The sequence below is a fragment of the Rathayibacter sp. AY1E2 genome, from assembly GCF_002932325.1.
Lineage (GTDB): Bacteria > Actinomycetota > Actinomycetes > Actinomycetales > Microbacteriaceae > Rathayibacter.
This window is the reverse complement of sequence record NZ_PSVO01000013.1, coordinates 85,341-103,680: the sequence shown is the minus strand read 5'-3', so window position 1 is coordinate 103,680 and position 18,340 is coordinate 85,341. Positions and strand designations below refer to the sequence as shown.

Below are 18,340 nucleotides of genomic sequence, written 5' to 3'. Positions count from 1 at the left end.
AAGACAGGACTAAAGACTGTCGGAGCTGACCGGTACTAATAAGCCGATAACTTGATAATCACTACACTCATACCGTTGTAAAGGCTGGTAGGAGTGGTCAGAGATTGCTTGCGTCCACTTTGTGGTTCCCAGAAGACGGGCACCCCGCATCCTCCTTCGGGAGGAGCGGAACAATTGAATACACGCACGGCGTGTAACCCAGATTTGACCATGTGCCTTCGGGTGCGTGTGTCGCGAGGGTTACGGCGGCCATAGCGAGAGGGAAACGCCCGGTCACATTCCGAACCCGGAAGCTAAGACTCTCAGCGCCGATGGTACTGCAGGGGGGACCCTGTGGGAGAGTAGGACACCGCCGGACACCATTCACGATGGCCACCCAGAAATGGGTGGCCATCGCTGTTTAACCGGTCGGTCTCTGTTCGAGGACGAACAGGGCCGGCCGGAGCGACGATGACCGTCGTCGCCCGACTCCGGAACGAGGAGCAGCGATGACTCAGCACGACCCGACGCCCTCTCCGGAATCGAGGCCGCTCCAGAACGGCTTCGACGTCGTGGAGGAACACGTCCTGTCAGACGAGCTCCTCCGGATCGAGCAGACTGCGCTCGACAAGAGGGCAGCCGGATACGTCCAGCTGCAGGAGCAGCTGCGCATCCGACTCGAGAACGCGGACCGCGACCGATGACCGACGACTCGCGACTCGACTCGGCTCTCGCCGAACGGGGCATCGCCCGGTCCCGCACCCATGCCGCTCGGATGATCGCCGACGGTCTGGTGACGGTGGACGGCGTCCCTGCACTGAAGCCCTCGATCCGCGTCCGCGACGATCAGGACGTCGCGGTCGCCGGCCTCGACCACTACGTCAGCCGGGCCGCCCACAAGCTGCTCGCCGCCCTCGACACCTTCGTGACGGTGCGAGTCGCCGGCCGGAACGCTCTCGACGTCGGGGCGTCGACGGGCGGGTTCTCGCAGGTCCTGCTCGAGCGCGGCGCCGCCTCGGTGATCGCCCTCGACGTCGGGCATGCCCAGCTGGCTGCGCGGATCCGGTCCGACGATCGCGTCCACGTGGTGGAGGGGTTCAATGCGCGGGATCTCACCACCGCCCGGCTCGCCGAAGCCGCCAGGACCGAGATCGTCCCGGACCTGGTCGTGTCCGACGTGTCCTTCATCTCCCTGCGGATGGTTCTGCCTCCCGTCGCCGCCTCCGTGGATCCGCTCGCTGACTTCGTGGTGCTGGTGAAGCCGCAGTTCGAGGTCGGCCGCTTGGGAGTGCGGGAGGGGATCGTCCGGGATCCGGAGCTGCGTCGCGAGGCCCTCTCGGACGTCCTGTGGTCGGCCTGGGACCTGGGGCTCGGCGTCGTCGGGCTGGCCGAGTCGCCACTCCCGGGGGGCGCTGGGAATCGTGAGTATCTGGCGCACCTCCACCGCGACCGCGGAACGATTCCGACAGAATGGAGGGACGCGGTCACCGCGCTCACCACCGGATGACGCGATCGTGTCCGCCGCTGTCGACCGACCAGAAGGACACACCCTCGATGCAGTCCCCTCGTGACGAGCGCAACATCCTCGTCGTCGCCCACACCGGACGGACGGACTCCCTCGATGCGGCGGTCCTCGTCGTCGAGCGCCTCCGGAACTCCGGCGCCCACCCCGTCCTCTGTGCCGACGACAAGGGCGACATCGTCGCGGTCGCTCCGGATCTGAGCGACGTCGCCGTGCTCGGGTCCGACGTGCCGCTCGAGTCCATCGAGCTCGTGTTCGTGCTCGGCGGGGACGGGACCATCCTCCGCGCGGCGGAGATCGTCCGGTCCGGGACGGCCCCTCTGCTCGGCGTGAACCTCGGCCACGTCGGGTTCCTCGCCGAGAGCGAGCGGGACGATCTCGACGACGCCGTCGCCCGTGCGCTCGACGGCGACTACGCGGTCGAGGAGCGGATGACCCTGCAGGTGCGCGTCAAGATCGACGAGGCCGTCGTCTACGAGACCTGGGCGCTCAACGAGGCCACGGTCGAGAAGGGCAGCCGCGAGCGGATGCTCGAGGTCATGGTGGGCGTCGACGGACGTCCGCTGTCGAGCTTCGGCTGCGACGGCATCGTCGTGTCCACTCCGACCGGTTCCACCGCTTACGCCTTCTCCGGGGGCGGCCCCGTCGTGTGGCCGACCGTCGAGGCGATGCTCCTCGTTCCGCTCAGTGCCCATGCGCTCTTCGCGCGGCCCCTCGTCGTGGGTCCGTCGTCGAGCCTCGCCGTCGAGGTCAAGGAGAGGACCGACGGCGTCGGCGTCCTCTGGGCCGACGGCCGGCGCGCCTACGAGCTGCCGCCGGGAGCGCGCGTCGTCTACCGTCGCTCGCCCGTGCCCGTGCGCTTCGCGCGCCTGCACGACGCCCCCTTCACCGATCGACTCGTGCACAAGTTCGGTCTCCCCATCCGCGGATGGCGGGGGTCGGCGGAGACGGAGTAAGGCCCGATGCTCGAAGAGCTGCAGATCCGCGACCTCGGAGTGATCGCCGAGGCGACGCTCCCGCTCGGACCGGGCTTCACCGCGGTCACCGGCGAGACCGGCGCAGGCAAGACGATGGTGGTCACGGCGCTCGGCCTCGTGCTGGGCGCGCGCTCGGACGCGTCCGCGGTGCGCTCGGGAGCGAAGCAGGCCTGGGTGTCGGGGCGCTGGCTGGTCCCCGAGGAGGGCCCGGTCGCCGAGCGCGTCCATGACGCCGGCGGCGATCTCGACGGCCCGGAGCTGCTCCTCGCGCGGTCGGTCTCGGCGGAGGGACGCGGGCGAGCCGTCGTCGGCGGCCGGAGCGCACCTGTCAGCGTGCTGAGCGAGCTCGCCGATCAGCTGGTCGTCGTGCACGGGCAGTCGGACCAGATCCGCCTCCGCTCCGCCGCGGCGCAGCGCGAGGCGCTCGACCGGTTCGGCGGACCCGGTCTCGCCGACGCCCTCCGCGACTACGCGAGCGCCTTCGAGCGCTGGCGGGCCAACCGGGAGGAGCTCGATTCGCTCACCGAGGCCCGGGAGACGCGCGCCCGCGAAGCCGAACGGCTCCGCTCCGCCCTCGCCGAGATCGAGGTGGTCGCCCCCCAGCGCGGGGAGGACGTCGAGCTCGCGGCGCAGTCCGCCCGGCTCGGGAGCATCGAGCAGCTCCGGCTCGCCGCCGGCGAGGCCCGCGAGGCGATCTCGTCCGAGGAGCTGGACGGGCGGGACGCGCTCGGGCTCCTCGAGACGGCGCGGCGCGTGCTGGAGCGGGCGGCCGAGCACGACGCCGCCCTGCAGCCGACGGTCCAGACGCTCGGCGAGGCGGCGGTGCTCCTCGTCGACGCCGCCGGCGGGCTCTCCTCCTACTTGGCGGAGCTCGACCTCGACGGCGCGCACGACCTGGAGCTGATCGAGAACCGGCGGGCGGAGCTGTCCCTGCTCGCCCGCACCTACGGACCGACCCTGGACGACGTGCTCGACCTGGTGGACTCCTCCGGACTCCGCCTGCTCGAGCTCGACGGCGACGACGAGAGGATCGCGGCTCTCGAGGCCGACACCGCGGCCGACGCGGACCTCGTCGACCGCCTCGCGACCCGGCTGACCGAGCTGCGGACCGCGGCGGCCGCCGAGCTGGGGGAGCGGGTCAGCGACGAGCTCACCGCGCTGGCCATGGCGGATGCGCGCCTGCACGTGAAGGTGACGGCCGCGGGGGAGCCGAGCGTCCACGGGCGCGACTCCGTCGAGATGCTGCTCCAGCCGCACACCGGGGCCGCACCCCGGCCCCTCGCCCGCGGAGCCTCGGGAGGCGAGCTCTCGCGGGTGATGCTCGCGATCGAGGTCGTGGTCGCCGCCAACGACCCCGTGCCGACGTTCGTCTTCGACGAGGTCGACGCAGGGGTCGGCGGAGCGGCGGCGATCGAGATCGGCCGACGGCTCGCGCGGCTCGCCGAGACGTCGCAGGTCATCGTGGTGACCCACCTCGCGCAGGTCGCCGCATTCGCCACGAACCACCTCCGCGTCGAGAAGGGCTCGGACGGCGCGGTGACCTCGAGCGCCGTGACGCAGCTCGACTCCGAGGAGCGGGTGTCCGAGATGGCGCGCCTGCTCTCGGGGCTCACCGACTCCGCCAACGCTCTCGCTCATGCGCGGGAGCTCCTCGAATCGAGTCGGCGGGGCTGATCGCGAGCGGCCCGGGACGACATCGATCCGTCCCGGGCGGTCCGCCGCCGCCGTTCTGCTGTTACGGTGGAACCCCGTGGTGGACTTTACGAACGCGGGCCTTTCCTCTTCTTCTCCCTCGGATCCCGAGGGCTCCTCCGGGTCCTCGACCCGGAGCGCTTCGACGGCCGGGCAGGACGCCCCCTCGAAGATCACGAAGCACATCTTCGTCACCGGCGGTGTCGTCTCCTCGCTCGGCAAGGGACTCACTGCCGCGAGCCTGGGCAACCTGCTGACCGCGCGCGGGCTGCGCGTCGTCATGCAGAAGCTCGACCCGTACCTCAACGTGGACCCGGGGACGATGAACCCGTTCCAGCACGGCGAGGTCTTCGTGACCGACGACGGCGCCGAGACCGATCTCGACATCGGCCACTACGAGCGCTTCCTCGACATCAACCTGAACCAGGCCGCGAACGTCACGACCGGCCAGATCTACTCGCGGGTCATCGCGCGGGAGCGCGCCGGCGAGTACCTCGGCGACACGGTCCAGGTCATCCCGCACATCACGGACGAGATCAAGCGGCGCATGCGCCTCCAGTCGGAGGACGACCCGCAGCCGGACGTCATCATCACCGAGATCGGCGGCACCGTCGGCGACATCGAGAGCCAGCCGTTCATCGAGTCGGCCCGCCAGGTCCGCCACGAGCTCGGCCGCCGCAACGTCTTCTTCGTGCACGTCTCGCTGGTGCCCTTCATGGGCGCCTCCGGTGAGCAGAAGACCAAGCCCACCCAGCACTCCGTTGCTGCGCTGCGCTCGATCGGCATCCAGCCGGACGCCCTGGTGCTGCGGAGCGACCGGCCCGTCTCGGAGTCGAACAAGCGCAAGATCGCGCTGATGTGCGACGTAGACGAGCAGGCCGTGGTCAACGCCAAGGACGTCGCGTCGATCTACGAGATCCCGCAGATGCTCAACGAGCAGGGCCTCGACGCCTACATCATCGACCAGCTGGGCCTCCCGGCCGGCGAGGTCGTCTGGGACGGCTGGTCGCGACTGCTCGAGGCCGTGCACGAGCCCAAGCACGAGGTCACCATCGGCCTGGTCGGGAAGTACATCGACCTGCCCGACGCCTACCTCTCCGTGACGGAGGCTCTGCGAGCCGGCGGCTTCGCGCAGCAGACGAAGGTCGCCATCCGCTGGATCGCCTCCGACGGGCTCGAGGACCCCGAGGCTGCGGCCAAGGCGCTCTCCGAGCTCGACGGCATCTGCGTGCCCGGCGGCTTCGGCATCCGCGGCATCGAGGGCAAGCTCGGCGCGCTGCGCTTCGCGCGGGAGAACGGGATCCCGACGCTCGGGCTCTGCCTCGGCCTGCAGTGCATGGTCATCGAGTACGCCCGCAACGAGGCCGGCCTCGAGGGGGCCTCGTCGTCGGAGTTCGACCCGGAGACGGAGTTCCCCGTCATCGCGACGATGGCCGAGCAGGTCGAGATCCTCGCGTCCGGGGACATGGGCGGAACGATGCGCCTCGGCCTCTACACGGCCGAGCTCGCCGAGGGCTCGATCGTCGCCGAGGTGTACGGCGCACCTGAGGCGGCCGAGCGCCACCGTCACCGCTACGAGGTCAACAACCGCTACCGCGACCGGATCGCCGAGGCGGGGCTCTGGTTCTCCGGCCTCTCGCCCGACGGCCACCTCGTGGAGTACGTCGAGCTGCCCCGTGAGAAGCACCCCTACTACGTGGGCACGCAGGCGCACCCGGAGCTCCGCTCGCGCCCGAACGCCGCGCACCCGCTCTTCCGCGGCCTCGTGACCGCCGCCCTCGAGCGCCAGGAGGCCTCGCGCCTCTTCCCGGCATCGGAGGCGGGCGCCGATGAGTGAGCCGCTGTCGGACGAGCTCGTCGAGCCGGAGGTCCTGACCAGTGAGCGCGTCTTCGACGGGATGGTCTGGGGCGTCCGCGCGGAGACGTTCCGCTACGGCGGCGGCGAGCTGCGCCGGGAGTTCCTTGATCACACGGGAGCCGTCGCCGTGCTGGCCCTCGACGACGAGGACCGCGTCGCCCTGATCAAGCAGTACCGGCACCCTGTCCGCACCCGCGAGTGGGAGATCCCGGCCGGCCTGCTCGACGTGGAGGGCGAGGATCCCCTGGTCGCCGCTCAGCGGGAGCTGGGCGAGGAGACGGACCTGCAGGCCGAGCGCTGGGACCTGCTCTCGGAGTTCGCCACCTCGCCGGGCGGCAGCGACGAGGTCATCCGGATCTACCTGGCCCGCGGGCTCTCGTCCACCGGCTCCGCCTTCGACCGCGAGGCGGAGGAGGCGGACATGGAGCTGCGGTGGGTGCCGCTGGACGAGGCGGTCGAGGCGGTCCTCGCCCGCCGGGTGCAGAACCCCTCGCTGACGATCGCGGTGCTCGCGGCGCACGCGTTCCGCTCGCGCGGCTGGGACGGGCTGGGCGACGCGTCCTCGCCGTGGACGCGCCACCCGCGGGTCCGCCACCCCCGGGGGTGAGCCCCCGCGCCTGCGCCGAGGCGTACCTCCGGCAGGCGAGCGTGGAGCGCGGGCTCTCGGCGCACACGCTCGCGGCCTACCGGCGCGACCTGGAGCTCTACCTCGGCTGGCTCGAGGAGCGCGGGACCGTCGATCTGGCGCAGCTCGGACGGGTCGACGTGGGGGAGTTCTCCTCCTGGCTGGCCGCACGCCCGGAGCGGCCGCTCGCGGCGAGCTCGCGCGCACGGATCCTCTCGAGCGTCCGAGGGCTGCACCGCTTCGCCCTCGAGGAGGGGGTCGTCGCGGACGACGTTGCCCGGGACGTGGTGCCGCCGAAGATCCCGATGACCCTGCCGAAGGCGGTCACGGTCGAGCAGATGGCGGCGCTGCTCGACGCTGCGCGCGGCGAGGAGCTCGCGGACCTGCGGGACCGGGCCCTGCTGGAGCTGCTCTACGCGACGGGCGCGCGCATCTCGGAGGCGGTGGACCTGAACGTCGACGACGTGGTCGCCGCGGAGGTGGTGCGGCTGACGGGCAAGGGGTCCAAGCAGCGGATGGTGCCGCTCGGCCGCTTCGCCCGCGAGGCGGTCGACGAGTACCTCGTGCGTGCGCGGCCGGAGCTCTCGCGGAGGGGGCGCGCGACGCCGGCGCTCTTCCTGGGGGTCCGCGGGAGCCGCCTGTCGCGGCAGAGCGCCTGGCTGGTCATCCGCGCCGTCGCCGAGAAGGCCGGGCTGGACCGGGAGATCTCGCCGCACACCTTCCGGCACTCCTTCGCGACCCACCTGCTCGCGGGCGGCGCCGACGTCCGCGTGGTGCAGGAGCTCCTCGGGCACGCCTCGGTGGCGACGACGCAGATCTACACGCTGGTGACGGCGGACACGCTCCGGGACGTCTACACGTCCGCGCACCCGCGAGCGCGGCGCTAGAGCCGCGGACCCGCGCGGCGGGGCGCGGCGGCCGGGGAGCGGGGCGCCGGTACACTCGTCGGAGGCCGCGCGGGAGCGCACGCCGCCACGGAAGCGAGGACGACGCAGGTGACACGCAAGACGGACGACAAGGCCGAGCTCACCGGTCTCGAAGCCCCGACGCTCGGCCCGACCGGCCGCCCCCTGCGCGACTTCCCGCTGCCTGTGGAGCTCACCGGTCACGGCCCCGCTCGGATCATCTCCCTCTGCAACCAGAAGGGCGGCGTCGGAAAGACGACGACGACCATCAACCTGGGCGCGACCCTCGCCGAGTACGGCCGCCGCGTGCTGGCCATCGACTTCGACCCGCAGGGCGCCCTCTCGGCCGGCCTCGGGGTCACGACCTACGACGCCATCACGATCTACGACCTGCTCCTCGGCACCGTGAAGGACCCGGCCGAGGCGATCCGGAGGACCCGCGTGCCGGGCCTGGACGTCATCCCGGCCAACATCGACCTCTCCGCCGCCGAGGTCCACCTCGTCAACGAGGTCGCGCGCGAGCAGATCCTCGCCCGGGTGCTCCGCAAGGTGAGCGCGGACTACGACGTCATCCTGATCGACTGCCAGCCCTCGCTGGGCCTGCTCACGGTCAACGCGCTCACCGCGAGCCACGGCGTCCTCATCCCGCTCGAGTGCGAGTTCTTCGCGCTGCGCGGCGTCGCCCTGCTGATCGAGACGATCGACAAGGTCCGCGACCGGCTCAACCCGGTGATCGAGCTCGACGGCATCCTGCCCACGATGTACGACTCCCGCACCCTGCACTCGCGGGAGGTGCTCGACCGGGTGGTCGACGCCTTCGGCGACAGCGTGCTCGAGACGGTGATCGGCCGCACGGTGAAGTTCCCGGACGCCAGCGTGTCCGGCGTCCCGATCACCCAGTTCGCGCCCGAGCACAACGCCGCGAAGGCGTACCGCAAGCTCGCCAGGGAGCTGATCTCGCGTGGCGCGGTCGCCTGAGGTCCTCCTCGAGGAGCGCACCGCTCCCACCGGGTTCCACCTCGCGCTGACCAACTTCGAGGGTCCGTTCGACCTCCTGCTGAGCCTCATCGCGAAGCAGCAGGTCGACATCACCGAGATCGCGCTGAGCGCCGTGACGGACGAGTTCCTCTCGTACCTGCACGGGATCGACTCGCTCGAGGGGCTGGACCGCGCGTCGGAGTTCCTCGTCGTCGCCGCGACGCTCCTCGACCTGAAGATCGCCGGACTCCTGCCCCAGGGCGAGCTCGTGGACGCGGAGGACGCGGCGCTGCTGGAGGCGCGCGACCTGCTGTTCGCCCGGCTCCTGCAGTACCGGGCCTTCAAGCAGGTGTCGTCGTGGTTCGCCGAGCGGATCGCGATCGAGACCGCCCGCCACGTGCGGGACGTGCCTCTGGAGGAGGAGTACCGGTCCGCGAAGCCGGAGCTCGTCTGGTCCCTGTCGCCCGCCGACTTCGCCGCCCTCGCGACCGTCGCCCTCGCTCCGCGCGAGCTGCCGACGGTGGGCCTGGACCACCTGCACGCCCCGCAGATCAGCATCCGGGAGCAGGCCGCGCACGTCGTGGCGGTGCTGCGCGCCCGCGGGAGGGCCACCTTCGGCGAGCTGATCGCGGACGCCGACGAGAAGGGCGTGATCGTCGCGCGCTTCCTGGCCGTGCTCGAGCTCTACCGGCACGCCGCGATCTCGTTCGACCAGCCGGAGCCGCTCGGCGAGCTCGCGCTGCGCTGGGTCGCCGAGCAGTGGAGCGATGCGAGCCTCGCCGCGCTCGGAGCCGACTATGACTCCTGATGCCGGCCCCGGGACCGTCGCGTTCGAGATCGACCGGGCGATCGAGGCGATCCTGATGGTCGCGGACGAGCCGCAGCCGCTCGCCTCCCTCGCGACTGCGCTGTCGAGGCCGATCGCCGTGGTCCGCCAGTCGATCGAGCGCCTGGTCGCCGACTACGACGGCGCCGACGGGGCGATCCGCCGGGGCTTCGAGCTGCGCGAGGTCGGCGCCGGCTGGCGGATCTACGTGCGCCGCGAGTACGACCCGGTGGTCAAGGACTTCGTCCTGACGCAGAACCCGACGCGGCTCTCGCAGGCGGCGCTCGAGACGCTCGCCGTGATCGCCTACAAGCAGCCGGTCTCGCGCGGTCAGGTCGCGCAGATCCGCGCGGTCAACGTCGACTCCGTCGCGCGCACCCTCCTCGGCCGCGGCCTCATCGCGGAGGTCGGCCACGACCCCGAGACGGGCGCGGTCCTCTACGGCACCACCGAGCAGCTGCTCGTGCACCTCGGCCTCACCTCGCTCGACGAGCTGCCGAAGATCTCCCCCCTACTGAGCGACGGAAGAGACGGATTCGATGAGCGCGCCTGACAGCGGCCCCGACGGCGAACGACTGCAGAAGGTCCTCGCGGCAGCGGGGGTCGCCTCCCGACGAGTGGTCGAGGAGATGATCGTGGCACGGCGGATCCGCGTCAACGGCGAGGTGGCGGACGAGCTCGGCCGCCGCATCGATCCGGCGACCGACCGGATCGAGGTCGACGGGGTCGCGGTGCAGCTGGACACCTCGCGCCGCTATGTGATGCTCAACAAGCCGATCGGCGTCGTCAGCTCGCTGGCGGACGAGAACGGACGCACCGACCTCAGCCTCTACACGAAGAACTTCGAGGAGCGGCTGTTCAACGTCGGGCGCCTCGACGCCGAGACCTCGGGCCTGCTCGTGCTGACCAACGACGGCGAGCTCGCCCACGTCCTCGCGCACCCGTCGTTCGGAGTGACGAAGACCTACATCGCGAAGGTGCACGGGCAGGTCCTCCCGCAGACGATCGCGACGCTGACCTCCGGGATCGAGCTCGACGACGGACCGGTGGCCGCCGACAAGGCGCGTCTCCTCGGCCGGCCGGAGGGCCGCTCGAACGCCTCGCTCGTCGAGATCACCCTGCACTCCGGTCGCAACCGGGTCGTCCGCCGGATGATGGCGGCGGTCGGCCACCCGGTGATCGAGCTCGTCCGGCGCCAGTTCGGGCCGCTGCACCTGGGCACCCTGCGCTCGGGCGATCTGCGCGACCTGACCCGGGAGGAGCTGGGCGCGCTGCTCACGATCGCGCGGCAGGGCGGCGAGGCGGTGGCGGCCGCTCCCGCGGTCCCCTCGAAGAAGGCGAGCGCGGGTGCGCGGCGGCCCCGGCCTGACAGCGGCGAGCGCGTCGCCCCGGCGGAGCGCGGCTCGGCCGGGCGATCCTCGGATCGCGGCGGATCGTCCGGACGGTCGTCCGACCGCGGCGGCTCGGCGGGACGGTCGTCCGATCGCGGCGGCTCCTCCGCCGGCGGCGGGCGGAGCGACGGTCCTCCGCGCCGGTCCGGCGCCGACAAGCAGCGCCGCGCCGATCGCTAGGCTGTCGGGGTGAACGAGCTCCTGCACCCCGCGCCGCCCGCGATGCGGACGACCGGGACGGTGCGGGTGGTCGGCTCCGGGCTGCTCGGCGCCTCCATCGGCCTCGGCCTCGCCTCCCGCGGGATCGACGTCGTCCTCGACGACGCCTCGCCCGCGAGCCTCTCCCTCGCCATCGACTACGGGGCCGGCCGCGCCGCCTCCGCCGACGACCGGCCCTCCGTCGTCGTCGTCTGCGTCCCCCCTGACGTCACCGCGAGCGTCGTCGAGCGCGAGCTCGCGGCGCACCCCGGAGCCGTCGTCACCGACGTGGCGAGCGTCAAGACCCAGCCGCTGCGCGAGCTGCGCTCCCGCGGCGTCGACCTCGCCCGCTACATCGGCTCGCACCCGATGGCCGGCCGCGAGCGCGGCGGACCGGTCGCCGCGCGGGGAGACCTCTTCGTCGGCCGGCCCTGGGTGATCTGCCGCGACGGCGAGACCGCGCCCGACGCGCTCGCGCGGGTGGAGGGCCTCGCTCTCGACCTCGGCGGCACCATCGTCGAGATGGATCCGGAGGAGCACGACCTCTCGGTCGGCCTCGTCTCGCACGCCCCGCAGGTGATCTCGTCACTGCTCGGCCAGCGCCTCCTCGACGCCCCGAACGCGGCGCTCCGCCTCGCCGGGCAGGGCGTCCGCGACGTCTCGCGCCTGGCGGCCTCGGCCCCCGAGCTCTGGATGCAGATCCTGGCCGCGAACCGCGAGCACGTCGTCGCGGTGCTCGACGCCTTCCGCGACGACGTCGCCGCGGTCGCCGACGCGCTTCGCGACCTCGAGGCGCCCGGCTCGCGCCGCGTGCTCGCCGAGCACCTCGCCGCTGGCAACGCCGGAGTGGCGCGCCTGCCCGGCAAGCACGGCCAGGACCAGCGCTTCTCGACCCTGATCGTCCTCGTCGACGACTCTCCCGGAACTCTCGCGCGGCTCCTGGTGGAGATCGGCGAGGCGGGCGTCAATCTCGAGGACGTGCGCCTCGAGCACGCGCAGGGGCGCCGAGTGGGTCTCGCCGAGATCTCGGTGGTGCCCGAAGCGGTCGCGCCGCTGACCGAAGAACTGACCATACGCGGCTGGAGGATCGCCGGATGAGCACCGAGCAGAACAGGCAGGAGGGCGGCCTGAACAGGATGACGCCCGCCCGCCGGGCACAGCAGAGCATCCCGGAGGACGGGGGCGCGGCTCCCGAGCGCGAGGCGCGCTCCGAGGCCGCCGAGCAGGGCGACTTCGGCGAGGCCGTCGTGGTCGCCATCGACGGCCCGGCCGGCAGCGGCAAGTCCAGCGTGTCGAGGGCTGCCGCCCGCCGCCTCGACTTCGAGTTCCTCGACACGGGAGCGGCCTACCGCGCGCTCGCCTGGCACGGGCTCGACCGCGGCCTCGACTTCGAGGACCAGGACGCGATCGTCGACGCGCTCGACGGCTTCGACTACTCCATCGGCACCGACCCCGAGTCGTACTCGGTGTGGGTCGGTCCGACCGAGGTGACCACCGCCATCCGCGAGCCCCGGGTGACCGCGCGCGTCTCGGCCGTGGCGAAGGTCCCCGAGGTCCGTCGGAGGATCACCCTGCTGTTCCGGAGGATCATCGGCGAGACGCGTCGGGAGGGCATCATCGTCGAGGGCCGCGATATCACGACGGTCGTCGCACCGACCGCTCCGGTCCGGATCCTGCTGACGGCGAGCGAAGAGGCTAGAATGGCCAGGCGTTCGCGCGAGGTCACCACGGAATCTGCCGAGGCGACGGGTCAGGCGCTGCGGTCGAGGGACCGCGCCGACTCGCAGGTGGTCGACTTCATGAACGCCGCAGAAGGAGTCACTCTTCTCGACTCCACTCATCTCGACTTCGAGCAGACCGTCGACGCGGTCGTCGCCGAGGTCCGAACTTCGAGAGCAAGGGCCGGTCATGGCACAGGACACGCACGTCGGTGACGACGAGCTGAACTTCGGAGACGACGACCTCGTCGAGCGCCTCGGCGACCTCGACGAGCAGCTCGCCTCCTCACGCGCGCAGGCGCTCCGCAGCGGACTCGAGGACTACGACCTCGACGAGGAGGACCTCGACCTCCTCGAGTTCGCCGGGGAGGACTCGGACGAGGTCCGCTACCTCCCCGCCCTCCCGGTCGTGGCGATCGTGGGCCGCCCCAACGTCGGCAAGTCCGCGCTGGTGAACCGCATCCTCGGCCGCCGCGAGGCCGTCGTCGAGGACACCCCGGGCGTCACGCGCGACCGCGTGTCCTACAAGGCGGAGTGGATCGACCGGGCGTTCACCATCGTCGACACCGGCGGCTGGGAGCCTGACGCCCGCGGCATCGACGCCTCCGTCGCCATGCAGGCCGAGATCGCCATCGACCTCGCCGACGCCGTCATCTTCGTCGTCGACGCGAACGTCGGCGCGACCGCGACCGACGAGCACGTCGTGAAGCTGCTGCGCAAGACGAAGAAGCCGGTCTTCCTCGCCGCCAACAAGGTGGACGACGCCCGCCAGGAGCCGAACGCCGCCTCGCTGTGGTCGCTCGGCCTGGGCGAGCCCCGCCCCGTCTCGGCCGTCCACGGCCGCGGCGTCGCCGACCTGCTCGACGCGGTGCTCGAGAAGCTGCCTCTGGAGTCGGCCGTCGCCAAGCGCGAGGTCGGCGGACCGCGCCGCGTCGCGATCCTCGGCCGCCCGAACGTCGGCAAGTCCAGCCTGCTCAACAAGGCCGCGGGGGAGGAGCGGGTCGTCGTCAACGAGCTCGCCGGCACCACGCGCGACCCGGTCGACGAGCAGGTCGAGATCGCCGGCAAGGTCTGGCGCTTCGTCGACACCGCGGGCATCCGCCGCCGCGTGCACCTCCAGCAGGGCGCCGACTTCTACGCGTCGCTGCGCACCTCGACGGCGCTCGAGAAGGCCGAGGTCGCCGTCGTCGTCCTCGACGTCTCGCAGCCGATCTCGGAGCAGGACGTCCGCATCATCGACCTGGTGCTGGAGTCGGGCCGGGCGCTCGTGCTCGCCTTCAACAAGTGGGACCTCCTCGACGACGAGCGCCGCCGCTACCTCGAGCGCGAGATCGAGACCGACCTCGCCCACGTGGCGTGGGCGCCCCGCGTCAACATCTCGGCCCGCACCGGCCGCCACCTCGAGAAGCTCGTGCCGGCGCTCGAGCTCGCCCTCGAGTCGTGGGACACGCGCATCCCGACGGGCAAGTTCAACGCGTTCCTCGCCGAGCTCACCGCGGCGCACCCGCACCCCCTCCGCGGAGGCAAGCAGCCCCGCGTGCTCTTCGGCACGCAGGCCTCGTCGCGCCCGCCGACATTCGTCCTCTTCACGACCGGGTTCCTCGACCCGGGCTACCGCCGCTACATCGCGCGCCGCCTGCGCGAGATCTACGGCTTCCAGGGGTCGCCGGTGAACGTCAACATGCGCGTCCGCGAGAAGCGCGCGCGCTGAGCGCAGCCGTACCGTGTCCGGCCCGTGGGAGCTCCTCCCGCGGGCCGTCCGCGTCTCCGGGAGGAGCGGTCGTCGAGTCGAGGGGGCGGATGCCGCTCCGATGCGGCCCGATCGAGCAGGTCGGCCTCCTCGCGAGCGGGAGCGACGGGCGGCGCGGCGCTGCCGCCTACACGGCGGCCTCCCTCGAACCGGGCGGTCGTCTTTCCGAGCGGGCGTCGGCAGGGCCGGGAGGCCGGTCAGTCGCCGGTGGCGAAGGGCCACCACGGCGGCAGGAGCCGTCGGTAGGCGGCGAGGTAGCTGCCGGGATCGCGGGGCGCGGGCAGGCGGAGCCACTGCTCCATCAGGCCGACGGAGCCCGCCGCGAGGAACGAGGCGGTCGCGTCCTCGAGGAACCCGAGCGGTGCGTCCGCGGCCGGGACGTCGAGGATCCCCGTGTCGAGCGTCGCGGAGACGGCGGTGCGGAAGTGCCCCGCGAGCATCGCGCGGAGACCCGAGTCCCCGCCGGGGGCGTCGAAGGCGCGGAGGTAGAGGTCGCGGTGGCCGTCCAGGTGGCCGAGGACGCGGGAGGTGCCCTCGCGGATGCTCGCGTCGGTCGCGGCGCCGCTCCGGAGCTGCTGGAGGTAGCCCTCGCGGATCGCATCGAGCTCGTCCCGCAGCGCGGCGCAGAGCAGTTCTGCGGCGGAGGAGGCGTGGGCGTAGAAGGTGGAGCGGTTCACGCCGGCGAGATCCGTGATCTCGGAGACGGTGAGGGTGGCGACGTCGCGGCCGGTCGCGAGTTCGATGATGGCCCGGTGCAGGGCCACCTGTGATCGCTTCTGCCGCGCATCCACTGCTGACGCCTCCCGAGCTGCCGACGGCGCGTCGACCCGTGCCGACGCGTTCCGCGCAGCGAGTCTACGGGGCCCGCTCGTTTTCACTTCCGGCGTCGGCATCCGCTAAGGTAGTCGAGTTGCCCGGGCCTCGGCCCGGTCTGCCACGGGCTGTGGCGCAGCTTGGTAGCGCACTTGACTGGGGGTCAAGGGGTCGCAGGTTCAAATCCTGTCAGCCCGACGGAAAGCCCTGATGAGACCACTGGTCGTCGTCAGGGCTTCCGTCGTTTCCGGGCCTCGTCGTGAGGCTGCGGGCCACTCACCGGAGCGCTGCGGCGACCTCGGCGAAGGCCTCGCGACGTCGGGCGGAGCGCGCCTCCCGCTCGGCGGGATCCCGTGCCCAGAGCGCCTGTCGCGACGGGTGGAAGGTGCGGATCACCGTGAGGCCGCGCTCGCGCTCGATCGCCGGGTGCCGCCTGAGGAGGCGCCGCCAGCCGTGATCGGCGTCGCCGCCCTGCAGGAGGACCACCTCGACGTCGGGGGCGAGCGCGAGCAGATGCAGGACGGTCTCGACGCCGGCGTCGAGCTGCTCGGCGTTCGGTGCCTGGTTGATGTACCAGGGGTAGGCGTTCCACGGCAGCAGGTCGGCGGGGGCGAGGCCCACCTCGTCCATCAGCCCGGCCATGAGCTCCGCCGTCGGTCGTCGTTCTCGGTGCAGAGGAAGCCGCTTCCGACGCCGTCCTGGGTGGCGGGGCCGGGATCGCGGAGGACGCTGACGACGCGCGCCTCCACTCCGCCGTGCAGGGGAGCGACGTAGGGCAGCCAGCCGCGTCCGTAGGGGTTCCGCAGCTCGTCGATCCAGCGGTTCACGGGAGCCACGTGCGGTGAGTAGCGCTGCTCCCACTGGGCGCGGCGGAAGGAGAGGTCGGCCATGGAGCGGGGCATGTCCGCACCCTAGAGGGTCACCGGGGCGGCGCGGCACCCTTCCTGGTCGTCGGCCGTGCCGACGGCGTCCGGACTGAGAAGCCGGAGCGGCATGCACGGCGTCTCCCCGACCGCCCGCAAGGGCGGCGGCAGGCCGGCTCCCTAGCGTCGGTGGACGTCACCCACTCCGCTCCGCTCGCCCGCTGGTGGCGCGAACCCTGGTGGGCGCGGCTCACCCTCCTCGCGATCCTGTGCGGATCGACGGTCCTCACCGGCTGGAATCTCGCCCGGGGCGGAGACGCCGTCTTCTACGAGGCGGCGGCACGGTCGATGTCGGAGTCGTGGCACGCGCTGGAGTTCGGAGCCTTCGATCCCGCGGCCACGGTGACGCTGGACAAGCTGGCGGGGTTCGCGGTGCCGCAGGCGCTGAGCATCCGGCTGTTCGGCATGTCGACGTCGTCGATCGCGCTGCCGCAGCTGATCGAGGGGCTGATCACGGTCGCGGCGTGCTCGGTCGTCGGGCTCCGGTGGGGCGGCCGGGGGCTCGGGCTGGTCGCGGCGGCAGCGGCGGCGAGCACGCCGATCTTCGTGTCGATGTTCGGGCACCCGATGGAGGACGGGCTGCTCACGGCGGCACTCGCCGTGGCGCTGGTGTGGTGGCAGCGCGCGGTGCTGACCGGGCGGTGGTGGCCGCTCCTGATGACCGGGCTGTCCATCGGGATCGGCTTCCAGGCGAAGATGATGCAGGCCTGGTTCGTCCTGCCGGCGCTCGTGGTGGCGACTCTCGTCGGGGTGCACGGGTGGCGCCGAGCCCTCGCCTGGGCGGGCGGGCTCCTGGCCGTCGCGGTGGGCGCCTCCGTGGCGTGGACGGTCGCGATCCAGGCGGTGCCTGCGGGCGGCCGGCCCTACATCGACGGGTCGACGGGGAACGACGTGTTCGCGATGGTGTTCGGATTCAACGGGCTCGACCGGCTGATCTCGGGCGCGGTGCCCGGCGCCGTCGTCGCGTCCGCCCACGTCGCGGCGATGGGCGGAGCGGCGGGATCGTCGCCGGTGAAGCTTCTGCTCGCGCAGTACGCGACCCAGGTGGGCTGGCTGTACCCCGCGGCGCTCGCGGGGCTGATCCTGGGGGCGGTGCGCTGGCGGCCGCGGCGGGGGAGCACCCGCGGTCCGTTCGCCCTCCTGGTCCTGACCGCGGTGTGGCTGGCGACGGCGGCGGCGGTGCTCTCGGTGGCGACGGTGCCGCACACCGCCTACGTCGCGGCGATCGGAGTGCAGCTGGCGCTCCTCGCGGCGCTGGGCTGGGCGGAAGCGGTGCGGCTGCTCGCGTCGACCCGGGTCGTCGCGCGGCTGGTGCTGCCGCTCCTCCTCGTCGCGCAGACGGCGTGGAGCGCGGTGCTCGCCGTGGGCGGGCAGCTGCCCGCGGTGCTGGGCCTGCCGTTCGCGGCGCTCGCCGGAGCAGGGCTCGTCGTGGTCGCGGTGGTGGCGCGGCGACGGAGGGGCGGTGCGGTGGAGCGAGCGGTCGGGAGCCGGAGGGAAGCGGCCCGCCGTCGTCCCGTCGTGCTCGCGGCAGCGGTCGTGATCCTGGCCGGTCCGGTCGCGTTCAGCCTGCAGGTGCTCGACGCGTCCCTCGACGGGTCGGGCGGCGACGCGCTCGTCGGCCTGCGCTTCCCGCAGCGGGCCGAGACCTCGGCTCCGTTCGCGGTCTCATCGCCGGACGCGGTCGGCGGGCACGACTCGATGACCGCCGACGAGACCGGCCTGGTCGCCGCCGCTCGTGCCGCCGGCGGCGGGGTGGACGGCGCGCCCCTGTTCCTCACCGACTCCTGGGCGATCTCGGCGCCGATCATCACGGCGACCGGCGCGAGCGTGCTCACCGACGGCGGCTACTCCGGCCAGGCGCGGGTCTTCACCGAGCAGGACGTCACCCGGATGATCGCGGCAGGACGCGCGCCTCTGCTGGTGCTGAAGAACTCGGCGCCACCGACCGAGTCGGTGCGGAAGGCCGTGGTGGCGGACGGGTGCACCGAGCTGCAGGAGTGGGGGCCGGCGGCGACGGCGTCGGGGGAGCACGCCTCCGCGGTCACCGGGTTCTCCTTGTGGAGGTGCGGACCGGTGCCGCAGAGCTCGGCGGGCGGGGTGGCGGCTGTCGGCCGGTGATGGCGTCGGGCGATTCTCGCGTCGATGCGATCGCGACCCCGGCGGAACGGCGAGGAGCGGCTGCCGC

The 18,340-nt window shown here is 72.4% G+C and carries 17 protein-coding genes, 1 tRNA gene, 1 rRNA gene and 1 pseudogene; 17 read left to right on the top strand and 3 right to left on the bottom strand.

All coding sequences use genetic code 11. The annotated features are described in order from the left end of the window. Window positions 1-241: 241 nt before the first annotated feature. The 15 genes and pseudogenes from rrf to der all read left to right on the top strand — a co-directional run bounded on the left by rrf (window position 242) and on the right by der (window position 14,380). Window positions 242-358: ribosomal RNA gene (gene rrf / locus C5C49_RS11140) — 5S ribosomal RNA — on the top strand. 130 nt (window positions 359-488) lie between these two features. Further along, window positions 489-683: a hypothetical protein gene (locus C5C49_RS11135; RefSeq protein WP_104261116.1), complete on the top strand. Its 195-nt coding sequence runs from the start codon at window positions 489-491 to the stop codon at window positions 681-683. Then, window positions 680-1,486, top strand: coding sequence for a TlyA family RNA methyltransferase (locus C5C49_RS11130; RefSeq protein WP_104346179.1), 807 nt, complete (start codon window positions 680-682; stop codon window positions 1,484-1,486). Before C5C49_RS11135 ends, C5C49_RS11130 begins: the two co-directional genes overlap by 4 nt. Window positions 1,487-1,533: 47 nt before the next feature. After that, a complete protein-coding gene (locus tag C5C49_RS11125) occupies window positions 1,534-2,457 on the top strand; it encodes an NAD kinase (protein ID WP_104222498.1) in 924 nt (307 codons plus the stop codon). Between the two features lie 6 nt (window positions 2,458-2,463). Further along, window positions 2,464-4,152: a DNA repair protein RecN gene (recN, locus tag C5C49_RS11120; protein ID WP_104247183.1), complete on the top strand. Its 1,689-nt coding sequence runs from the start codon at window positions 2,464-2,466 to the stop codon at window positions 4,150-4,152. 190 nt (window positions 4,153-4,342) lie between these two features. After that, entirely contained in the window at window positions 4,343-6,007 is a 1,665-nt protein-coding gene (locus C5C49_RS11115; RefSeq protein ID WP_104222604.1) for a CTP synthase, read from the top strand. Next, a complete protein-coding gene (locus tag C5C49_RS11110; protein ID WP_104250719.1) occupies window positions 6,000-6,635 on the top strand; it encodes an NUDIX hydrolase in 636 nt (211 codons plus the stop codon). Before C5C49_RS11115 ends, C5C49_RS11110 begins: the two co-directional genes overlap by 8 nt. Further along, the gene (gene xerD / locus C5C49_RS11105) at window positions 6,632-7,540 is read left to right on the top strand and encodes a site-specific tyrosine recombinase XerD (protein ID WP_104238573.1); all 909 of its coding nucleotides are present in this window, start codon (window positions 6,632-6,634) and stop codon (window positions 7,538-7,540) included. Before C5C49_RS11110 ends, xerD begins: the two co-directional genes overlap by 4 nt. A 108-nt stretch (window positions 7,541-7,648) precedes the next feature. Beyond that, window positions 7,649-8,536 carry a ParA family protein gene (locus tag C5C49_RS11100; RefSeq protein ID WP_104222502.1) on the top strand — a complete coding sequence of 296 codons (888 nt, stop codon included), beginning with the start codon at window positions 7,649-7,651 and terminating at the stop codon, window positions 8,534-8,536. After that, window positions 8,520-9,344: a ScpA family protein gene (locus C5C49_RS11095; RefSeq protein ID WP_104346178.1), complete on the top strand. Its 825-nt coding sequence runs from the start codon at window positions 8,520-8,522 to the stop codon at window positions 9,342-9,344. Before C5C49_RS11100 ends, C5C49_RS11095 begins: the two co-directional genes overlap by 17 nt. Continuing rightward, window positions 9,334-9,915, top strand: coding sequence for an SMC-Scp complex subunit ScpB (gene scpB, locus C5C49_RS11090; RefSeq protein ID WP_104238575.1), 582 nt, complete (start codon window positions 9,334-9,336; stop codon window positions 9,913-9,915). The genes C5C49_RS11095 and scpB overlap by 11 nt, the downstream gene beginning before the upstream one ends. Next, window positions 9,902-10,672 (top strand): annotated as a pseudogene (locus C5C49_RS11085) (pseudouridine synthase); the annotation flags it as partial. The gene scpB and the pseudogene C5C49_RS11085, both read left to right, overlap by 14 nt. Window positions 10,673-10,975: 303 nt before the next feature. Beyond that, window positions 10,976-12,049 (top strand): prephenate dehydrogenase, encoded by a 1,074-nt coding sequence (locus tag C5C49_RS11080; protein ID WP_104222605.1) that lies wholly within the window; start codon window positions 10,976-10,978, stop codon window positions 12,047-12,049. Continuing rightward, a complete protein-coding gene (gene cmk / locus C5C49_RS11075; RefSeq protein ID WP_244230649.1) occupies window positions 12,046-12,885 on the top strand; it encodes a (d)CMP kinase in 840 nt (279 codons plus the stop codon). Before C5C49_RS11080 ends, cmk begins: the two co-directional genes overlap by 4 nt. Beyond that, window positions 12,860-14,380 (top strand): ribosome biogenesis GTPase Der, encoded by a 1,521-nt coding sequence (der, locus tag C5C49_RS11070; protein WP_104222506.1) that lies wholly within the window; start codon window positions 12,860-12,862, stop codon window positions 14,378-14,380. Before cmk ends, der begins: the two co-directional genes overlap by 26 nt. A gap of 236 nt (window positions 14,381-14,616) precedes the next feature. On the opposite strand, the gene C5C49_RS11065 is transcribed toward der, so the two are convergent. Beyond that, window positions 14,617-15,183: a TetR/AcrR family transcriptional regulator gene (locus tag C5C49_RS11065; RefSeq protein WP_104318932.1), complete on the bottom strand. Its 567-nt coding sequence runs from the start codon at window positions 15,181-15,183 to the stop codon at window positions 14,617-14,619. Window positions 15,184-15,356: 173 nt separating this feature from the next. On the opposite strand from C5C49_RS11065, the gene C5C49_RS11060 reads away from it, so the two are divergent. After that, window positions 15,357-15,430, top strand: a tRNA-Pro gene (locus C5C49_RS11060). Between the two features lie 78 nt (window positions 15,431-15,508). Here the strand turns inward: C5C49_RS11060 and C5C49_RS17220 are convergent. Both C5C49_RS17220 and C5C49_RS17215 read right to left on the bottom strand, forming a co-directional pair. Next, window positions 15,509-15,874 (bottom strand): hypothetical protein, encoded by a 366-nt coding sequence (locus C5C49_RS17220; RefSeq protein WP_219814590.1) that lies wholly within the window; start codon window positions 15,872-15,874, stop codon window positions 15,509-15,511. Beyond that, window positions 15,862-16,134 (bottom strand): hypothetical protein, encoded by a 273-nt coding sequence (locus C5C49_RS17215; protein WP_219814589.1) that lies wholly within the window; start codon window positions 16,132-16,134, stop codon window positions 15,862-15,864. The genes C5C49_RS17220 and C5C49_RS17215 overlap by 13 nt, the downstream gene beginning before the upstream one ends. A gap of 150 nt (window positions 16,135-16,284) precedes the next feature. Between C5C49_RS17215 and C5C49_RS11050 the strand changes: the two genes are divergently transcribed. Further along, a complete protein-coding gene (locus C5C49_RS11050; RefSeq protein WP_104346177.1) occupies window positions 16,285-18,273 on the top strand; it encodes a glycosyltransferase family 39 protein in 1,989 nt (662 codons plus the stop codon). Window positions 18,274-18,340: the final 67 nt, after the last annotated feature.

Coding starts and splice junctions, on each gene's coding strand:
- C5C49_RS11135 (WP_104261116.1), top strand. CDS start 489: ATGACTCAGCACGACCCGACGCCCTCTCCGGAATCGAGGCCGCTCCAG.
- C5C49_RS11130 (WP_104346179.1), top strand. CDS start 680: ATGACCGACGACTCGCGACTCGACTCGGCTCTCGCCGAACGGGGCATC.
- C5C49_RS11125 (WP_104222498.1), top strand. CDS start 1,534: ATGCAGTCCCCTCGTGACGAGCGCAACATCCTCGTCGTCGCCCACACC.
- recN (WP_104247183.1), top strand. CDS start 2,464: ATGCTCGAAGAGCTGCAGATCCGCGACCTCGGAGTGATCGCCGAGGCG.
- C5C49_RS11110 (WP_104250719.1), top strand. CDS start 6,000: ATGAGTGAGCCGCTGTCGGACGAGCTCGTCGAGCCGGAGGTCCTGACC.
- scpB (WP_104238575.1), top strand. CDS start 9,334: ATGACTCCTGATGCCGGCCCCGGGACCGTCGCGTTCGAGATCGACCGG.
- C5C49_RS11080 (WP_104222605.1), top strand. CDS start 10,976: ATGCGGACGACCGGGACGGTGCGGGTGGTCGGCTCCGGGCTGCTCGGC.
- cmk (WP_244230649.1), top strand. CDS start 12,046: ATGAGCACCGAGCAGAACAGGCAGGAGGGCGGCCTGAACAGGATGACG.
- der (WP_104222506.1), top strand. CDS start 12,860: ATGGCACAGGACACGCACGTCGGTGACGACGAGCTGAACTTCGGAGAC.
- C5C49_RS17220 (WP_219814590.1), bottom strand. CDS start 15,874: ATGGCCGGGCTGATGGACGAGGTGGGCCTCGCCCCCGCCGACCTGCTG.
- C5C49_RS17215 (WP_219814589.1), bottom strand. CDS start 16,134: ATGCCCCGCTCCATGGCCGACCTCTCCTTCCGCCGCGCCCAGTGGGAG.